The 15731-nt window shown below is 72.8% G+C and carries 13 protein-coding genes; 8 read left to right on the forward strand and 5 right to left on the reverse strand.

Annotation, left to right across the window (positions count from 1 at the left end; translation table 11 throughout):
• Positions 1 to 186: 186 nt before the first annotated feature.
• Complete coding sequence (locus tag OG370_RS03190; protein WP_328460345.1) at positions 187 to 1326, reverse strand: ROK family protein; 1140 nt, start codon at positions 1324 to 1326, stop codon at positions 187 to 189.
• A gap of 114 nt (positions 1327 to 1440) precedes the next feature.
• Here OG370_RS03190 and OG370_RS03195 point away from each other — a divergent pair, with 114 nt between their 5' ends.
• The 8 genes from OG370_RS03195 (at position 1441) to OG370_RS03230 (ending at position 10043) form a co-directional block, all read left to right on the forward strand.
• Positions 1441 to 2487: a hydroxyacid dehydrogenase gene (locus OG370_RS03195; RefSeq protein ID WP_328460347.1), complete on the forward strand. Its 1047-nt coding sequence runs from the start codon at positions 1441 to 1443 to the stop codon at positions 2485 to 2487.
• Positions 2484 to 3938: a sulfatase family protein gene (locus OG370_RS03200; protein ID WP_328460349.1), complete on the forward strand. Its 1455-nt coding sequence runs from the start codon at positions 2484 to 2486 to the stop codon at positions 3936 to 3938. Before OG370_RS03195 ends, OG370_RS03200 begins: the two co-directional genes overlap by 4 nt.
• The gene (locus tag OG370_RS03205; RefSeq protein WP_328460351.1) at positions 3935 to 5188 is read left to right on the forward strand and encodes an extracellular solute-binding protein; all 1254 of its coding nucleotides are present in this window, start codon (positions 3935 to 3937) and stop codon (positions 5186 to 5188) included. Before OG370_RS03200 ends, OG370_RS03205 begins: the two co-directional genes overlap by 4 nt.
• Before the next feature lie 85 nt (positions 5189 to 5273).
• On the forward strand, positions 5274 to 6233 hold the full coding sequence (locus tag OG370_RS03210; RefSeq protein WP_328460353.1) for a carbohydrate ABC transporter permease: 960 nt from the start codon (positions 5274 to 5276) through the stop codon (positions 6231 to 6233).
• Positions 6230 to 7081, forward strand: coding sequence for a carbohydrate ABC transporter permease (locus tag OG370_RS03215; RefSeq protein ID WP_328460355.1), 852 nt, complete (start codon positions 6230 to 6232; stop codon positions 7079 to 7081). Before OG370_RS03210 ends, OG370_RS03215 begins: the two co-directional genes overlap by 4 nt.
• A complete protein-coding gene (locus tag OG370_RS03220; RefSeq protein ID WP_328460357.1) occupies positions 7078 to 8007 on the forward strand; it encodes a Gfo/Idh/MocA family protein in 930 nt (309 codons plus the stop codon). The genes OG370_RS03215 and OG370_RS03220 overlap by 4 nt, the downstream gene beginning before the upstream one ends.
• The gene (locus OG370_RS03225) at positions 8004 to 8972 is read left to right on the forward strand and encodes a formylglycine-generating enzyme family protein (protein WP_443060605.1); all 969 of its coding nucleotides are present in this window, start codon (positions 8004 to 8006) and stop codon (positions 8970 to 8972) included. The genes OG370_RS03220 and OG370_RS03225 overlap by 4 nt, the downstream gene beginning before the upstream one ends.
• 63 nt (positions 8973 to 9035) lie before the next feature.
• A complete protein-coding gene (locus OG370_RS03230; RefSeq protein WP_328460361.1) occupies positions 9036 to 10043 on the forward strand; it encodes a glycerate kinase in 1008 nt (335 codons plus the stop codon).
• Positions 10044 to 10138: 95 nt separating this feature from the next.
• Here the strand turns inward: OG370_RS03230 and OG370_RS03235 are convergent, their stop codons facing one another.
• The 4 genes from OG370_RS03235 to OG370_RS03250 form a co-directional block, all read right to left on the reverse strand.
• Entirely contained in the window at positions 10139 to 11038 is a 900-nt protein-coding gene (locus OG370_RS03235; protein WP_328460363.1) for a polysaccharide lyase, read from the reverse strand.
• Between the two features lie 77 nt (positions 11039 to 11115).
• Positions 11116 to 13146, reverse strand: coding sequence for an outer membrane protein assembly factor BamB family protein (locus OG370_RS03240; RefSeq protein ID WP_328460365.1), 2031 nt, complete (start codon positions 13144 to 13146; stop codon positions 11116 to 11118).
• Between the two features lie 164 nt (positions 13147 to 13310).
• Complete coding sequence (locus OG370_RS03245) at positions 13311 to 14396, reverse strand: LacI family DNA-binding transcriptional regulator (protein WP_328460367.1); 1086 nt, start codon at positions 14394 to 14396, stop codon at positions 13311 to 13313.
• Between the two features lie 78 nt (positions 14397 to 14474).
• Positions 14475 to 15686, reverse strand: coding sequence for a macrolide family glycosyltransferase (locus tag OG370_RS03250; RefSeq protein WP_328460369.1), 1212 nt, complete (start codon positions 15684 to 15686; stop codon positions 14475 to 14477).
• Positions 15687 to 15731: the final 45 nt, after the last annotated feature.

The following is a 15731-nucleotide window of genomic DNA, read 5'->3' on the forward strand; positions in this document are numbered from 1 at the left end:
GCCACCTCGGAGCCCGATTCCGCGCGGGGGCGGACGACCTTGTGATCACCGTATCCCCCGCGCGTACGGCGCCGGGCCGTCGGTCAGTGCAACGGCGACGGCCGGACCGGCTGTTCCCGATACGGCTGCGCGGCACGCGGGTGCACGCAGGCTCGGGCCCACCCGGATCGGGCTCACCCGGAAGCTTCAGGCCTGTTCGGTGGCACCGACGGTGAACATCCGCGCGAGGACGGTGTAGGCGGCGCCGCGGCCGTGCGTGGACGGGTCGGTCGCAGTCAGCTCCAGATCCGGGGCCGGCGTGTTCTCGTGCTCGTACTGCCGGCGGAAGACCCGCTCCACGCGGGCCGCGAGTTCCGGCAGGTTCATCTCCGGGGTGAACGCGACCACCACGCGCTCGGGGCCGAACATCTTGGCGGCGTTCGCCATGGCGACGCCGAGCCGGTCGCCCGCCTCGCCGAGCAGCGCCGCGTCGGCGTCCAGGCGCTGGTCGCCGTGGCCGCGCCTGCCGAGTTCACGCTGGATGCCCCACCCGCTCGACCACGTCTCCAGGCAGTCCAACGCGCCGCAGTGACAAGGCCGTCGGGCGCCGGCCTCGACACGGGCATGGGCGAAACCGCCGGCCGCGCCGCTGAATCCGCGGTGGATGCCGCCCTGCACCACCACGGACGCGCCCAGGCTCGGCCCCACGCTGAACACCAGCAGGTCGCGCCCCGCGAGCCGCCCGTCGAAGAGCAGCAGGCCGGACGCGACGGAGTTGGCGTAGCTGTCGATGACCACCGGCGCCTGGAGCCGCGAGCTGAGCTGCGCCTGGAACGGCACGTGCGCCCAGCCCAGCGAACCGCTGTGCCGTACCTCGCCGCTCGCCTGGTCGACCACACCCGAGATCGCCACCCCCACCCCGATGAGCGTCGCCGACTCCCGGCCGGCGCTCGCGGCGCGCACCGCCCGCGCGATGCTCTCCCCCACGTCCTCCGGCCGTACCGAGGTGAGCGGCTCCCGGTGCGAGGCGACGACCTCGCCACGCAGGTTGACCAGCAGGACGAAGACCTCCGAGGTCGACAGCCGCACGCCGGCCGCGAGCACCGCGCCACGGCCCAGGTCCAGCAGCCGGGCGGGACGGCCGCCCGTGCCGCGCGCGACGTCGGTCTCGATGAGCAGTCCGGCCTGGACCAGCTTGGCGGTGATCCCGGTGACGGTCGCCGGGCTCAGCCCCGTCTCGCTGGCGATCCTCGCTCTGGCCACCGGTCGTTGCGCGCGGACGACATCGAGGACCAGCGCCTCGTTGATCTCGCGGATCAGGGCTTTGCTCCCGGCGCGGGTCTTCATCGCAGGCAGGTCCTTCGGGTCGCGGACGAGGACAGGTCTTCTGGGGCACCAGAACTCTACCTCCATTTAATTCGGTCATTGACAGAACTTACGACGCTGGTTAGCTTCACCGGCATGAACCGACACCTCGCAGCGGCCAGGAGTGTCCCGGACTCCCGGCGCCGGCCCCCGCGAATCCTGCTGAGCGTGCCCGCCGCCGAGGCGCACTCGTTCTTCCCCCCGGAGACGCGAGATGCCCTGGAGCAGGTCGGCGAGGTCACCACGGCCGACCCGGCCGCGCTCCAGGACCCGCAGGCATTCCACGACGCGGCCGCCGATGCCCGGATCTTCGTGACCGCGTGGGGATTCCCGCGGCTGGACGCCGCCCGCCTGGCCCTTGCCCCACAGCTGCGCTTCGTCATGCACGCGGCATCCTCGGTGCAGGCCCTGGTGAGCGACGACTTCTGGCGGTCCGGTGTGCCCATCTCCCAGGCAGGCGCCGCGATGGCGCCCTCGGTCGCCGAACTGTCGCTCACCTTCACCCTCTCCCTGCTGCGGCGCACCCACCGCCTCGACCACGCGCTGCGCTCCGGCGCGGACTGGGACGCCGCCCGGGCGATCGCACGCGGCCGCGAGATCTCGGGCGCCCGGATCGCCGTCATCGGCGCCTCCCGCACCGGGCGGGCGTACATCCGGCTGTGCCAGGCGCTCGGCGCCGAGGTCCGGGTGTACGACCCCTACCTCACCGCGCCCGATCCGCTCGCCCGGCTCGCCTGCGGCCTGTCCGACGTGCTGGCCTGGGGCGATGTGATCGCCGTGCACGCACCGGCCACCCCCGAGACCCACGGCATGATCGGCGCCGAGCAGATCGCCGCGATCCGGGACGGCGGCGCCTTCGTCAACACCTCCCGGCCCTCGCTCATCGACATGGACGCCCTGTTCGCGGCCGTCGCCTCCGGGCGGCTCGACGCCGCGCTCGATGTCTTCGACGCCGAGCCGCTGCCGCGCGGCGACCGGTGGCGCGGCCTGCCCAACGTCCTGCTCACCCCGCATCTGGCCGGAGCCAGCGCGGACTCCCGGCGCCGCGCCGGATGGATCGCCGTCGAGGAGATCCGCCGGCATCTGGCCGGAGAGCCGCTGCGGCACGCACTGACCCGTACCGACCTGGAGCGGATGGGATGACCGTGACCGCGACCCCCAACATCCTGCTGCTCCACTGCCACGACCTCGGCCGGTTCCTCGGCGCCTACGCCGTCCCGACCGTGGTGACCCCGTGCCTGGACCGGCTGGCCGCGGAGTCGGCCCTCTTCGAGGCGGCCTTCGCCACCGCCCCGCACTGCAGTCCGGCTCGCGCGTCACTGTTCACCGGCACCTACCCACAGACCAACGGCGTGCTCGGCCTGACCCACGAGCCGTTCGGCTGGGACCTGCGCGACCCCGGTACCCACCTCGCGCACCGGTTGAAGGCCGCCGGGTACCGCACCGAACTCGTCGGCGTGCACCACGAGTCCAGGGTGCTGCCGGACGCCACGGTGGCCGGGCGTCTCGGCTTCGACCGGGTCCGTACCGGTGGCGACCGCGACGTCGTCGTGCGGCGCGCCACCGACGCCCTGGACCGGGCGGCGGCCGCCGGCTCCCCGTTCTACCTCCAGGTGGGCTTCCACGAGCCGCACCGCACCCCGTCGAAGCAGGACCCGCCCGGGGTGATGGGGTTCCTCGGCGACGCCGTGGAACCGGACAGCTCGCTCGGGCACACCGTCCCGGCGTACCTGCGCGACGACAGCGGCGCACGCCGGGAGATCGCCGAACTCCAGGGCGCGGTACGGCACATGGACGAGGGCGTCGGCGACATCCTGGACCGTCTGGAGGAGCTCGGGCTGCGCGACGACACCATCGTGGTGTTCACCACCGACCACGGCCTCGCGCTTCCGCGGGCCAAGTGCACGCTGTACGACCCGGGCCTGGAAGTGGCGCTGATCATGCGGGTGCCGCGCAGAGCCGGGTGGGCGCGCCGGCGCGTGGCGCCGATGGTCAGCCACGTCGACGTGCTGCCGACGCTCCTCGAACTGGCCGGCGTGCCGCTGCCCGAGGGCCTGGCCGGCACCAGCCTCGTACCGCTGGTGGAGGAGCACAGCGTCCCGCGCGAGCACACCTTCGGCCAGCTCACGCACCACACCTACTACGACCCGAAACGCTCGGTGCGCTCGGCCACCCGCAAGCTGATCGTCAACTTCGCCAACGCCCCCCGGGCGATGGACCCCACCCAGTCCTGGGTGCACCGCAGCCTGCCCGCCGACCTCAACGGCCCCACCGTCGCTTCGAGTCCGCCGGTCGAGTTGTACGACCTGGTCCGCGACCCGCACGAGACGCGCAACCTCGCGGACGACCCGCGGTACGCCGTCGAACGCGCGGAACTCGGCACCGCGCTGCTGGGCTGGATGCGGTACTGCGGCGACGACCTGCTGACCGGCGGACCCCTGGCGGCCCGCCACCGGGACGCGCTCACCGCCCTCGGCTCGGCGGCGCCCGACGCCGAAGCCGCCCCGGACCGCGACCGGCCCGGCCACCCGCGCATCCCCGGCGCCCGCGCCGCCGCCACCGCCGCACACCCACAGGAAAGAGAATCAGCATGAGCCTTCGACCGCTCCGCTACGCGGCTCTGGCCGCCGCCGCCACGCTCGCGTTCACCGCCTGCTCCACCTCCGGCGGCGGGTCGGGCAAGGAGAACGTCACGCTGTGGATGTATCCCGTGATCGCGGACCCGGCGGCGAGCAAGGCGTTCTGGGCCCGCACCGCGGCCGCCTTCGACAAGTCCCACCCCGGCATCGACCTGAAGATAGAACTCCAGACCTTCGACAAGCGGGACGCGCAGGTCTCCGCCGCGCTCGCGGCCGGCTCCGGCCCCGACATCGTGCTGCTCACACCCGACCAGATCGCGACCTACCAGCGGGTGCAGGGCCTGCTGCCCGTCGACGACGCAGTCGCCGCTGAACGGTCCGCGTTCTACCCCGCGACCCTCAAGGCCGCCACCCTCGACGGAAAGCTCTACGGGGTACCCCTCTTCCAGAACATCAACACCACCGCCTACAACACGAAGGTCTTCGCCGACGCCGGCCTGCCGCTCCCCAAGACCTGGGCCGACGTGCTGAAGGACGCCCCCGTGCTGGCCCGCAAGGGCGTGGCGGTCATGGACTACGCGGGAAGCACCGAGCAGACCCTCAACATGTCCTTCTACCCCCTGCTGTGGCAGGCGGGCGGGACGGTGTTCAGCAAGGACGGCAAGGACATCGCGTTCGACTCCCCCGCCGGGGTGGCCGCGCTGCAGTTCCTCGTCGACCTGAAGAAGCAGGGCGGCCTGCCTCCCGACGCCGCCACCGAGGGCCCCGCGATCGACGGCGCCCCGGTCGCCGCGGGGAAGGTCGCGGTGCGGCCGGTCACCTCGCTGGCCGACCTCAAGCAGATGCGCGCCGCCCTGGGCAAGGACAACGTCTCGCTCGGCCTGCCGCTGCAGGGCAGGACGCGCGCGACCTACGGCAACCCGGGGCTGCTCGCCCTGACCTCCATCACCAGTGACGGCAAGCGCAAGGCCGACAACGACGTGCTGTCCTACCTGAGCTCGGCCCCGGTCCAGACCGCGCTCGACGCCGCCGCGGGCGACTTCCCGACCCGTACGGACGTCAAGGCGCCCGGCTCCGGACCCGACTACGCGGCGATGCAGGGCGCGCTGCGCTACGCCGACCCCGGCGAGACCTCGCCCGCCGCCCGCCAGGTGATGTCGACCCTGGCGCCCCACATCCAGGCCGCGCTCGGCGGCAACCAGTCACCGAAGGAAGCGCTCGACAAGGCCGCGAAGGAAGCCCGGGACCTGCTCTCCCGCTCCTGACACGGCCGGTCGCGCCCGGCGGACCCGCGCCCCGAGGCAGGTCCGCACCGCCCAAGTCCCGCCCCTGTCACCTTGATTGGCTGCCATGCCCGTACACGCACCCCCGAGGACCCTGCCCGCCGGCCGAGTCCCGCCGCACCCCGCGGCGGGCAACCGCCCGGGTGCCCATCTCGCCCGCCGGCGCCGCCGCGAGGCCGCCACAGGCATCCTGTTCGTCCTGCCCACGCTCGTGATCTTCGGTCTGTTCAAGTTCCTCCCCATCGCGGGCGCGGCGGCGATGAGCATGACCCGCTACCGGCTCAACGGCGACATGACGTGGCTGGGCACGCAGAACTACCAGCGGCTCTGGCACGACCCCGCCTTCTGGCAGAGCCTGAAGGCCACGGCCGTCTACGTCGGGATCTTCGTGCCCCTGACCATGGCCGTCTCCCTCGCCGGCGCCGTGCTGCTCAACAGCCTGGTACGGCGCACCGGGACGTTCCGCGCGCTGCTGTTCGTGCCGTATCTGTGCTCGTTCGTGATGGCGGGCATCATCTGGTCGTGGATGTTCCGCTCCGACGGGCCGGTCAACGCGGCGCTGGGCGGACTCGGCGCGGGACCGATCGCCTTCCTGTCCGGAGACCACCTGCTGGTCCTCGGCTGTCTCGCGCTGGTCTCGGTGTGGAAGGGCTTCGGCTACTCCATGCTGGTCTTCCTCGCCGGCCTGAAGTCCCAGCCCGCGGAGGTCCACGAGGCGGCCCGCATCGACGGCGCGAACAGCCTCCAGGCGTTCTGGCACATCACGCTGCCCCTGCTCAAACCCGTGCTCTTCTTCGTCCTGGTGATCGAGACGATCATCGGCTTCCAGGTCTTCGACACCATCTTCGTGATGACCGGCGGCGGCCCGGACCGGGCCAGCTACAGCCTCATCTACTTCCTCTACGACGAGGCCTTCAAGTTCCTCGACTTCGGCTACGCGGCGGCGATCGGCATGGTGCTGTTCGCCATCGTGCTCGTCCTGTCCCTCATCCAGCGGTACTTCATCGAAGGAAGGGACCACACGTGACCGCGCTGCCCGTACTCCCGAACAGCCGGCGGCGCGGCCCGCGGCACCGCAGGCAACTGCTTCCGACCATCCTGCTGACCGTCATCTCGCTGTTCACGGTCGGCCCCCTGCTCGCGATGGCCGTCCTCGCGCTGTCGCCCGCGGACGCGCCCACCCTCCCCGACGCGCTGCCCCACTCGCTGACACTCGACAACATCACCCGCGTCTTCGACGTCGGCAACTTCCCGACCTGGCTGCTCAACTCCCTCGTCTACTCGGTGGTCTCGGTCGTGGTGATCCTGCTGACCGCGTCCATGGCCGCCTACGCGCTCGTACGCAAGCGCTTCCCGGGGCGCAACGCGCTGCTGTGGGCCATCGTGGCCACCCTCATGGTGCCCGTGCAGGCCACCTTGATCCCCACGTTCATCCTCATCTCCCGGATGGGCGGGGTGAACACGCTGTGGGGGCTGATCGCGCCCAGCCTGGCCAACGCGCAGGCGGTCTTCCTGATCCGGCAGTTCGTCCGTGACCTGCCCGACGAGATCTTCGACGCCGCCCGCGTCGACGGCGCCGGAGAGTGGCGCACCTTCGTGCAGATCGTGCTACCCCTCATCCGGCCGGTCCTCGCCACGCTGGCCATCTTCATCTTCCTGTGGCACTGGAACGACCTGCTGTGGCCCCTGGTCGTCGGCCAGACCGACCACGCGCGCACCCTGACCGTGGGCCTGGCCACGCTCAACACCGAGACCGAGTCGACGGCGAACATCATGTCCGCCGCGTTCATCAGCCTCCTCCCCTGCCTGGTCGTCTTCGTCGCGCTCCAACGGCACATCGTCGCGAGCATCACGTCGAGCGGGGTCAAGGGATGACCCTCTCACCGCGCCCGCCGCTGCGGCTGGGACTCATCGGTGTCGACTCGCCGCACGCCCCGTCGTTCACCCGGCTGTTCGGCGACGGCATCGACTCCGCGGTCCCCGGCGCGACGATCGCCGCCGCCTGGAAGGGCGAGGCGTCCGCCGACTTCCCGCTCAGCCGCGACCGCATCGACACGTTCGCAAGCGAAGTGGCCGCCCTCGGCGTCCGGTTCCACGCGACGCCGGAGGAGGTCGCCGAGGACTGCGACGCCCTGCTCGTCGTGGCGGTCGACGCCCGTACGCACCCCCGTCTGTTCACCCGGCTCGCGCCGTACGGCAAGCCGGTCTACGTCGACACCCGCTTCGCCCTGACCGTCCGCGAGGCGCGGAACATGCTCGCCGCGGCCCGCGTCCACTCCTGCCTGCCGCTGGCCGGCTCGCCCAAACGGTTCACCCCGGCCTTCCGTGACGCGCTCGACCTCGCCCGCGTCGAGCACATCGACCTCACCGGCCCGCTCCCCACCCAGCCCGGTCATCCGTTCCTCGCGTGGTACGGCGTGCACCTGGTGGATCTGGCCGTGGCGGCGCTCGGCCCCGGATGCGCGCGTGTCGATGCGCCTGCCGGCGAGCCCGTCACCCTGACCTGGGCGGACGGCAGGACCGCGACCCTCGGCGGCCCGGAGGCGTGGTCGCCGTGGACCACCGGCCGGCTACGCGGCCCGGACGGCACCCGCGACTTCGCCGTGCACGCCGAGCCGGCCATGGTGAGCGGACTGCTCACCGCCCTCGTCGCCGCGTGCCGCTCGGGCACCGCCACCGTTCCCGAAGCCGAGGTGCTCGACACCGTCGCCATCGTGGAGGCCGCCCACCGCAGCCGCACCAGTGGCGCCCCCGTGACCCTGGCGGCCGGCCGCGCCACGACCGACGGCCCGCGCCGATGAACCAGCCGCCGAGTTGCTGCGCCGCGAGCCGGCCCACCACACCGACCGCGAAACCGACCGCCGCGCCACCGACCGCGCCCGCTGGGATCGGCGAGCGCGGGCCCCGGGACCGGACGGGAATGCTCCGGCTGTCCGGCGGCACGTTCCTGATGGGAACCGACGCCGGCGACGGCTACCCGGCCGACGGCGAGGGACCGGTGCGCGCGATCACGCTCGACCCGTTCCGGATCGACGCCACGACCGTGACGAACGCGGCCTTCGCCGAGTTCGCCGACGCGACCGGCTGGGTGAGCGTGGCCGAACGCCTGGGCACGTCCTTCGTGTTCGGCGGGCTCCTACGGCAGGCGGCGGCCGGGGCGCGGGTCGTCCCCGGGACGCCGTGGTGGCTGGAGGTGCCCGGCGCCGACTGGCGCAGGCCCGAAGGGCCGGGCTCGGGTATCGACGACCGCATGGACCACCCCGTGGTCCACACCACGTGGCGGGACGCGTGGGCGTACGCGAGGTGGGCCGGCAAACGTCTGCCCACCGAGGCGGAATGGGAGTTCGCGGCCCGTGGCGGCCTGGAGCAGGCCCGGTACCCGTGGGGCGACGACCCCGGGATCGGCCGCCACCCCCGCATGAACGTGTGGCAGGGCGACTTCCCCACCCGCAGCACCCGCACCGACGGCCTGCGTTCCACCGTCCCCGCGGACGCCTACGCACCCAACGGGTACGGCCTGTACAACACCTGCGGGAACGTATGGGAATGGTGCGCCGACTGGTTCCACGCCACCTGGCACGTCGACGGACCGCGGACGAATCCCACCGGCCCGCCCCGCTCCACCGGGCGCAAGGTGATGCGCGGCGGCTCGTACCTGTGCCACGCGAGCTACTGCTTCCGCTACCGGGTCGACGCGCGAAGCCACAACACCCCTGACAGCAGCGCCGGCAACATCGGCTTCCGCTGCGTCGCGGACGTCAGCTGACCGACCGGCGCCCGCGGCACGCCCCCGCGGCGGCCCGCCGGGCTCCCACCAGGGAGGGTTCACATGAGAGTTGTCATGGCACCGGGTTCCTTCCCGCCGCACCTGACGGCGCCGGAAGCGGCCCGGGAACTCACCGCCGGCTGGCTGTCGGTCAGGCCGCGCGACGTCGTGGTGCCGCGCCCCCTGCCCGACGGCGGCGAGGGGACGCCGGCCGCCGTCGCGGCGGCCGCACCCGACGCGCGGGTCCGCCGCGTGCCCGGCTGCACCGGACCGGACCACCGCACCGCGGTCGGGGCCTACCTGGCGTTCCCGGACGGGACCGTGCTGATCGAACTCGGACGTCTCGGGGCCGCCGCCGGGCAACTCCACGGGGCGGCGCTCACCGCCACGAGCCGTGGTGCGGGAGAGCTCCTGGCCCACGCCCTCGACCACGGCGCCCGCCGCCTGATGCTGGCCCCCGGCGAGCGGGCGGCCCTCGACGGCGGCGCGGGGCTGCTGTCCGCGCTCGGCATGCGGCTGCTGGACACCGCGGGGTGCGTCCTGCCGGACGGCGGTGGCGCGCTGGCGCGCGTCGCCCGGATCGACCGGTCACGGCTGCTCCCCCCGCCGGACGGCGGAGTCGTGGTGCTTCTCGACACCGACCGTCCGCTGCTCGGCCCCGCGGGCGCCGCGGCCTTCGACGCTCCGCGGCAGGGCGGCGGGCCGGCCGAGGCGGCCGACCTGGACCGGGGGCTCGCCCGCCTGGCCGCCCTCCTGGGCGGCGACGCGGAACGGCCCGGCGCGGGTGCCGCGGGCGGCGCCGCGCACGCATTGGCCTCCGCCTGGGGCGCGGTGTCGGTGCGGGCGGCGCGTGGGCTGTGTGAACTGCTCGGGCTCGGAAAGGAGTTGGCCGCCGCCGACCTGGTGCTGACCGGGTCCGGGCAGGAGGACCCTGAGGCCGGGTACGGCCCGCTGACCGCCGAGGTCGCACGCTTGGCGGTGACGGCCGGTACCGCCGTCACCGCCCTGCCCGGCGCGGCCCGGCAGCTGCGCCGGATCGCGTCGGGCCTGGCGGCACGGCCGCTCCCGTGAGCGTCCCGTCCGGGCGGGACGGTGTCCCGACCGTGCGCCGGTCGCGGGGAGGCGACCGGGACGAGATGACCGGGACGAGGTGACCGGAACTCCGGTCAGGGTGACAGTTCCTGGACGTCGACCGCGTCGTCGAACACGCGCACCGGAGGCCCGCCGGTCGGGTAGGAGCCGTGGGTGCTCGGGTTCCAGGAGGGGCGGTAGATCCCCAACTGCATGTGGGGGGCGTACTGCTGGTCGTAGTTGTTCGTACCGGTGTAGGTGACCAGGGGCACTCCATTGAGGCAGGCGCCGACGCTGCCGGGTTCGGTGGGGGTGGACCAATCGATGTCGAAGGTCCAGTCGTTCCACTGCCCGGTCCGGATCGGACCCAGCGGGATGACCTTCACCTGCGGCGTCGTGTCGTCCGGGTTGGCGAGCCAGTGCATCGTGAGCAGCCAGCCGTCGTCGCGGATGGACAGGGCGATCGGCGGGTTGGTCGGCTTGCCGGTGCTCGCCAGGTCGGCGCCGTGCCATTGGGCGAGGATCGTGTCGTTGTCGGCCTCGGTCCAGTCGCTCGGCAGGAAGTCGGCGAACCGGAAGCGGAAGGACCCGTACCCGAGCGGCGACATGCCGAGCTCGGCGCGATAGGAGCTGCCGTCGTCGGGCACGGTGAACGCCGCCGACTGCCGGCCTTCGAGCACGGGATCGGTCTGCGCGGTGATGGAGCCGCTGCCGTCGATCCCGATCCCGTGGAAGCCGAACTGCGGCGCGGTTCCCTCGAATCCGTCGGCGAACACGGTCTGCCCGGATACCGGGGACGCGCAGGTCGAACCGTCCGCAGCGGTACCGCCCGCCGCGGTCCCGGCTCCGGCGATCGGCGAGGTGTGAGGGGCGTTCACCCCCCACGCCGGGGGCATCAGCAGCATCGGCGCCGCGAGGGCGGCCAGCGCACCGGCGAGGCGGAGTCGTCGGCGCGAGGTGTTCCGCCGTTCCTGGGTCCGCGAAGCGCGTCTCATGCAGGATTCCTTCCGATGCCGGTGGGTTGGTTCCTTGCGCGGAGCGTTCGCCGCCGTCCGGTGCGCGTCCCCACCGGTCATCGCGGCGGGCGGTCGTCCACCTCGACGAGGTTGTGGCCGCGCAGCGTGTAGAGCTTGCCGTCGTGGGCGTTGACGTGCGGTTCGCTGTACCAGATGCCGTTGATGCCGGCGACGACGCTGCTGACGGCGAACGTCTTCGGGTGGAAGCGGAAGAGCGTGGTGTTCGAGGCGCCGTAGACCGTGCCGCGATTGGTGACCAGGGCCGCGTAGCCGCGGCTGACGCTGCTCACGTCCGCGGTGTGCAGCAACTGCCGGGTGTGCAGGTCGATGACGAACAGCACGCCGTCCCTGGTCAGCCCGTAGAGGTGACGGCCCTGCACCGCGAGGGCCGTCACGCCCTTCTGCTGCCCCGTCTCCAGGCGCCACCGCTCGCGGCCGGTGACCGGATCGACGGCCACGACCGTGCCGCGCGGTCCCGTGGCGGCCGCGTTGTCACCGCCCAGGTAGGCGACGCCGTCCCGGTTCGCCACCGCCGAGACGAGCTGGACGCTGTCGATCGGGTTGACGTACGAGTTCGACTTCCCCGTCCTCGGCGAGTACGTCCACAAGGCGCCGCCGCCCTCGGTGTCGGACTGCACACCGAGCAGGAGCAACTTGTTGGCCGGGTCCCAGGAGGTGTCCATCGGCCGGTTCTGCACGCTGGGGAACTGCGCGATCTGGTGCGGTTGCCCGCCTGCGCGGGGGTCGTACTCCCAGATGCCCTGCGCGTCGTACTGGCCGGTGTACAGGCGGCCGCCGATCACCTCGGCGTCCTTGGCCTCGCCGGGCGCCCGCAGATTGACGACCGCTCCGCTCCGCAGATCGTGCCGGGCGAGGGTGCCGGTGCCGCCGACGTAGACGTATCCGCCGCCGGCCGCGATCCCCATGCCCGCCTCCGCGTCCGCGGGAGCGCCTGCCGTGCCCAGGTCGGTGATCACCGAGGTACCGGCGGCCAGATCGATCTCGGCGACGAACCCGTAGGCCGAGACGACCTCCAGCTTCCCGTCGGTGTAGTCCACGCCCCAGATCTCTCCGAGGTCCGGTCCGTCGAACTCCACGGCGGAGACCGTCTTGTCCGCCAACGAATAGGACTGCACTCCCGTATCGGTGGCGAAGTAGATCCGGTCCGTGTCGGCGGTGAAGCACTTGGCGGTCGTGCCGTTGACGCTCACCACCGTGTACGAGGAGAGGTCCGCCAGGTCCATCACGGCGAGCTTCGCGGGATCGACCCCGCCCGAGGTGCTGACCACCAGGTTCCCGCCGATGACGCCGAGGCACCGCAGGCTGGGGTCCTGCTCCATCTCCTTGGGCACCACCGAGGTGAACGTGCGCGTGGTCCGGTCGAACGCGAACAGCGCCGCCTTGCTCGCGTCGCCCCCGCCGGCCAGAACGCTGCCCGACCCGACGAAGACGGCGGTGTCGGTGGCCGCGATGGCCTCGGCCTCGGTGGCAAGCGGATTGGCGACGCCCAGGCTGGTGGTCGCACCGGTGGCCGGGTCGTACTCCCACAGCGCGGGCGGCGTCCCCGTCACGCCGCCCACCGCGTACACCGTGCCGTCGGGGGCGACCGCCAGAGCGCGGATGTCGCGGTCCCCGCCCGTCCTGCCGATGCCCACGGCAGGCTTGTCGGGCGTCGTCAGGTCCCACCGGAAGAGGTTCGGCTTGCCCTGGTCGCCCTTGAGCAGCACGCCGATGTAGAGGTACCGGCCGGTCGGGTCCGCCGCGAGCGCCTGGATGGTGGGATCGGGTGCCGCGTCCAGATCGGTGACCGAGACCACCTTCCGGGTCGGCAGGTGGAACCCGATCACCCGGGCAGGGGTGAGGTTGCGCGATCCGATGTAGACGGTGTCGCCGACGAGCAGCCCGCTCATGAGGGAGAACTGGACGACAGCCGGACCCAGGTCGGTCACCGTCGTACGCGGGCCGCGCGACGAAGCGGTCGCCGCGGCCGCGCCCGGAGCGGCGAGCGAGTTGGCGGCTGCGGCCAGTCCGGCGGCGCCGCCCAGTTGCAAGAGGCGGCGGCGGGTGGTGGAGAACGGTTCGGTCATGCGGGCTCCTCCTAGGTAAGCGCTTTCGCATCCGTCATGATTCGCTTCATACGAAACGTCGTCAAGGAGTATTGCTTTCAATCTTCGAATGAACGACGCGTTGCGAACAAAACGAAAGCGCGCGGGAGTTGAGGTGCCCCAACCCCCAGCCCGGCCGCTCCTGCCTACTGGTCGCCGACCGTGGGCCCGCTGGAGGCCCGTACGTTCAGCACCGGCCGCAGCAGGACATCCGCCACCGGGCGGCTCGGGTCCTCCAGTCTGCGGATCAGCAGGTCGAGCGCCCATGCCCCCACCGCGTGCTTCGGCGGTGCCACGGCGGTCAACGGGGTGTCCGCGAGTTCGGCGACCTCGTCGTCGTAGGCCACCACGGCCACGTCCTCGGGCACCCGCAGGCCCCGCGCCCTGAGCAGGCCGACCAGGGCGATGGCGTCGATGTCGTTGTGCACGAGCGCCGCGCGGAACCCGCCCGCCGCCGCTGCCCGGACGACCGCCTCGAAGCGGCCCGCCACCGCGTCGCCGCCCTCGGTCGTCGTGACGGGGTACTCCAGGCCGGTCACCAGGCCGAGTTCGGCCACCGCCGCGGCGTAACCCTCCTGGATCAGCGGGGTGTTGGGGCTCTCGATCCGGGCGACCAGGGCGACCCTGTCGTGGCCGAGCCCGGCGAGGTGCCGGACGGCTAGCTGCGCTCCGTACGCGTGGTGGGAGGCGACCTGCTCGGTCGCGCCCGCCGGCGGACGCGCGCGCCGCTCCATCAGGACGGCCGGCACATCGAGCCCGCCCAGCCAGGTCTCCACCTCCTCGGGCAGGCCCAGACCCGGGTGCGGCATCAGCAGCAGGCCCTCGGCGCCCGCGGCGAGCAGTTGGCGCACCTGCTCCTGGTTCTCGGGCAACGTCTCGCCGGAGACGGCGAGGACGACGCGGACCTCCAGGGCGCGGGCGGCGTCCTGCACGCCGCTGATCACCTCCGCGTAGTAGTAGCCGCCCGGCGGGACCACCAGTCCGACGCTCCTGCCCGGGGGCGCCGCGGGGCGCGGGCCACCGGAGGTCTTCGGTGCGTGCGCCCGGGCCGCGGCCGGCGACATGGCGCCGCCGTGCACCCGGGCGAGCAGCCCCTTTCCGGCGAGTTCCCGTACGTCCTGGCGCACGGTGACGGTCGAGACCCCCATCTCCTCGGAGAGGTCCTTCACCGTGACCGATCCCCGGCGTTCGACCACGCGCAGAATCGCCTCGCGCCGCTCTTCGGTCAGCACCTCGGCCCCCTTTCGCCGCGACAGGCGGCTTTCACTCGACAGTCGAAAGGTATCAACCGTAGGAGCGCCCTTGGCCGGCTACCGCGCCGCGCGGCCCGTCGCGGGGACCACGGCGGCGGGCAGCATGTCCTCGATGAGGTCGGCGGCGCGCGGGGTGCCGCCCTCTCCCCGGGCGGCGGCCCGCAACTGCCGGGACCGGTCGGCACGTTCCGTGTCCGTGACCAGGTCGTTCAGCGCCGCGCGAAGGGTCTCGGGGGTGGCGTCGTCGGTGTCCACGCGGCGGGCGACGCCGAGTTCCACGAGCCGGTCGGCGTTCATGAACTGCTCGGCTCCCTGCGGCACGGCGATCATGGGAAGGCCGGCGAGGAGCCCTTCGCCGCAGCCGCCCATGCCGGCGTGGGTGAGGAACGCGTCGGCCTGTTCCAGCACCGCCCGCTGCGGGACCCAGGAGTGCACGTCGATGTTGGGCGGGAGGGTGCCGAGTTCCCCGGGGTCGGTGTACTTGCCGATCTGGAGGACGACCTGCCATCCGGGCAGGTCGCCGAAGGCCGCGACGCACTGCCGGTAGAACGCGGGCCGGCGGGTGTACGCCGAGCCGAGCGAGATCAGCAGCACCTGGTCCGCGGCCGCCGGGCGGGTCCAGCCGTCCGGGTCCGCTCGGCTGTCGAAGCAGGGGCCGACGAAGGTCACCGTGTCGGCGTCGACGCGATCGGCGTGCGGCTGCATCGCGCGCGGGATCAGGGCGAGGGCCCGGGCGGGCGGACCGCAGAACGTGTCCACGTCCGTGGTGGTCGCACCGCAGCCGGCGAGCCACCGGGCGAACCTGTCCTGGTACGCGTCGGCGCCCGGCAGCTTCCGCAACTGCGCCCCGACGTCCTCCTGGTAGCCGTCCCAGCCGACGAACGTCGGGGACAGCTGCACGAGGGGACGGCCCTGCGCTTCGGCGAGGGCGCGCGCGGCGTAGGCGCCGATGTCGTAGAGGTAGAGGTCGGCCGGATCGGCGTCGTAGGCGGCGCGCAGTTGCGGGAGCGCCTGGACGGCGTCGTCGAGGAAGAGGCTCGCCGCGGCGATGGGATCGGCCGGCCAGTCGTTGTCCACGACGGGCAACGTGGAGGTGCAGGGCACCAGTTCCGCGCCCGCGGACTCGATCCGGTCGGCCACGAGCGGGTCGTTGGCGTAGCTGACCCGGTGCCCGCGGGCCACCAGCTCACGGATGACCGCGAGGCTGGGCAGGACGTGGCTGACGAGGGGGACGCCGACCATCGCGATGTGGGCGCGGCGACGGGACATGGGCGATCACTCGATTCTGGCGCGGGAGGGGTACGGGCGGCGCGG

It is taken from the genome of Streptomyces sp. NBC_00448, assembly GCF_036014115.1.
In the GTDB taxonomy this organism is placed as follows: domain Bacteria; phylum Actinomycetota; class Actinomycetes; order Streptomycetales; family Streptomycetaceae; genus Actinacidiphila.

Bases quoted from the DNA above. Each gene is read 5' to 3' on its own strand.
- OG370_RS03190 (WP_328460345.1), bottom strand. From the start codon at position 1,326: ATGAAGACCCGCGCCGGGAGCAAAGCCCTGATCCGCGAGATCAACGAG.
- OG370_RS03195 (WP_328460347.1), top strand. From the start codon at position 1,441: ATGAACCGACACCTCGCAGCGGCCAGGAGTGTCCCGGACTCCCGGCGC.
- OG370_RS03200 (WP_328460349.1), top strand. From the start codon at position 2,484: ATGACCGTGACCGCGACCCCCAACATCCTGCTGCTCCACTGCCACGAC.
- OG370_RS03205 (WP_328460351.1), top strand. From the start codon at position 3,935: ATGAGCCTTCGACCGCTCCGCTACGCGGCTCTGGCCGCCGCCGCCACG.
- OG370_RS03210 (WP_328460353.1), top strand. From the start codon at position 5,274: ATGCCCGTACACGCACCCCCGAGGACCCTGCCCGCCGGCCGAGTCCCG.
- OG370_RS03220 (WP_328460357.1), top strand. From the start codon at position 7,078: ATGACCCTCTCACCGCGCCCGCCGCTGCGGCTGGGACTCATCGGTGTC.
- OG370_RS03225 (WP_443060605.1), top strand. From the start codon at position 8,004: ATGAACCAGCCGCCGAGTTGCTGCGCCGCGAGCCGGCCCACCACACCG.
- OG370_RS03230 (WP_328460361.1), top strand. From the start codon at position 9,036: ATGAGAGTTGTCATGGCACCGGGTTCCTTCCCGCCGCACCTGACGGCG.
- OG370_RS03235 (WP_328460363.1), bottom strand. From the start codon at position 11,038: ATGAGACGCGCTTCGCGGACCCAGGAACGGCGGAACACCTCGCGCCGA.
- OG370_RS03240 (WP_328460365.1), bottom strand. From the start codon at position 13,146: ATGACCGAACCGTTCTCCACCACCCGCCGCCGCCTCTTGCAACTGGGC.
- OG370_RS03250 (WP_328460369.1), bottom strand. From the start codon at position 15,686: ATGTCCCGTCGCCGCGCCCACATCGCGATGGTCGGCGTCCCCCTCGTC.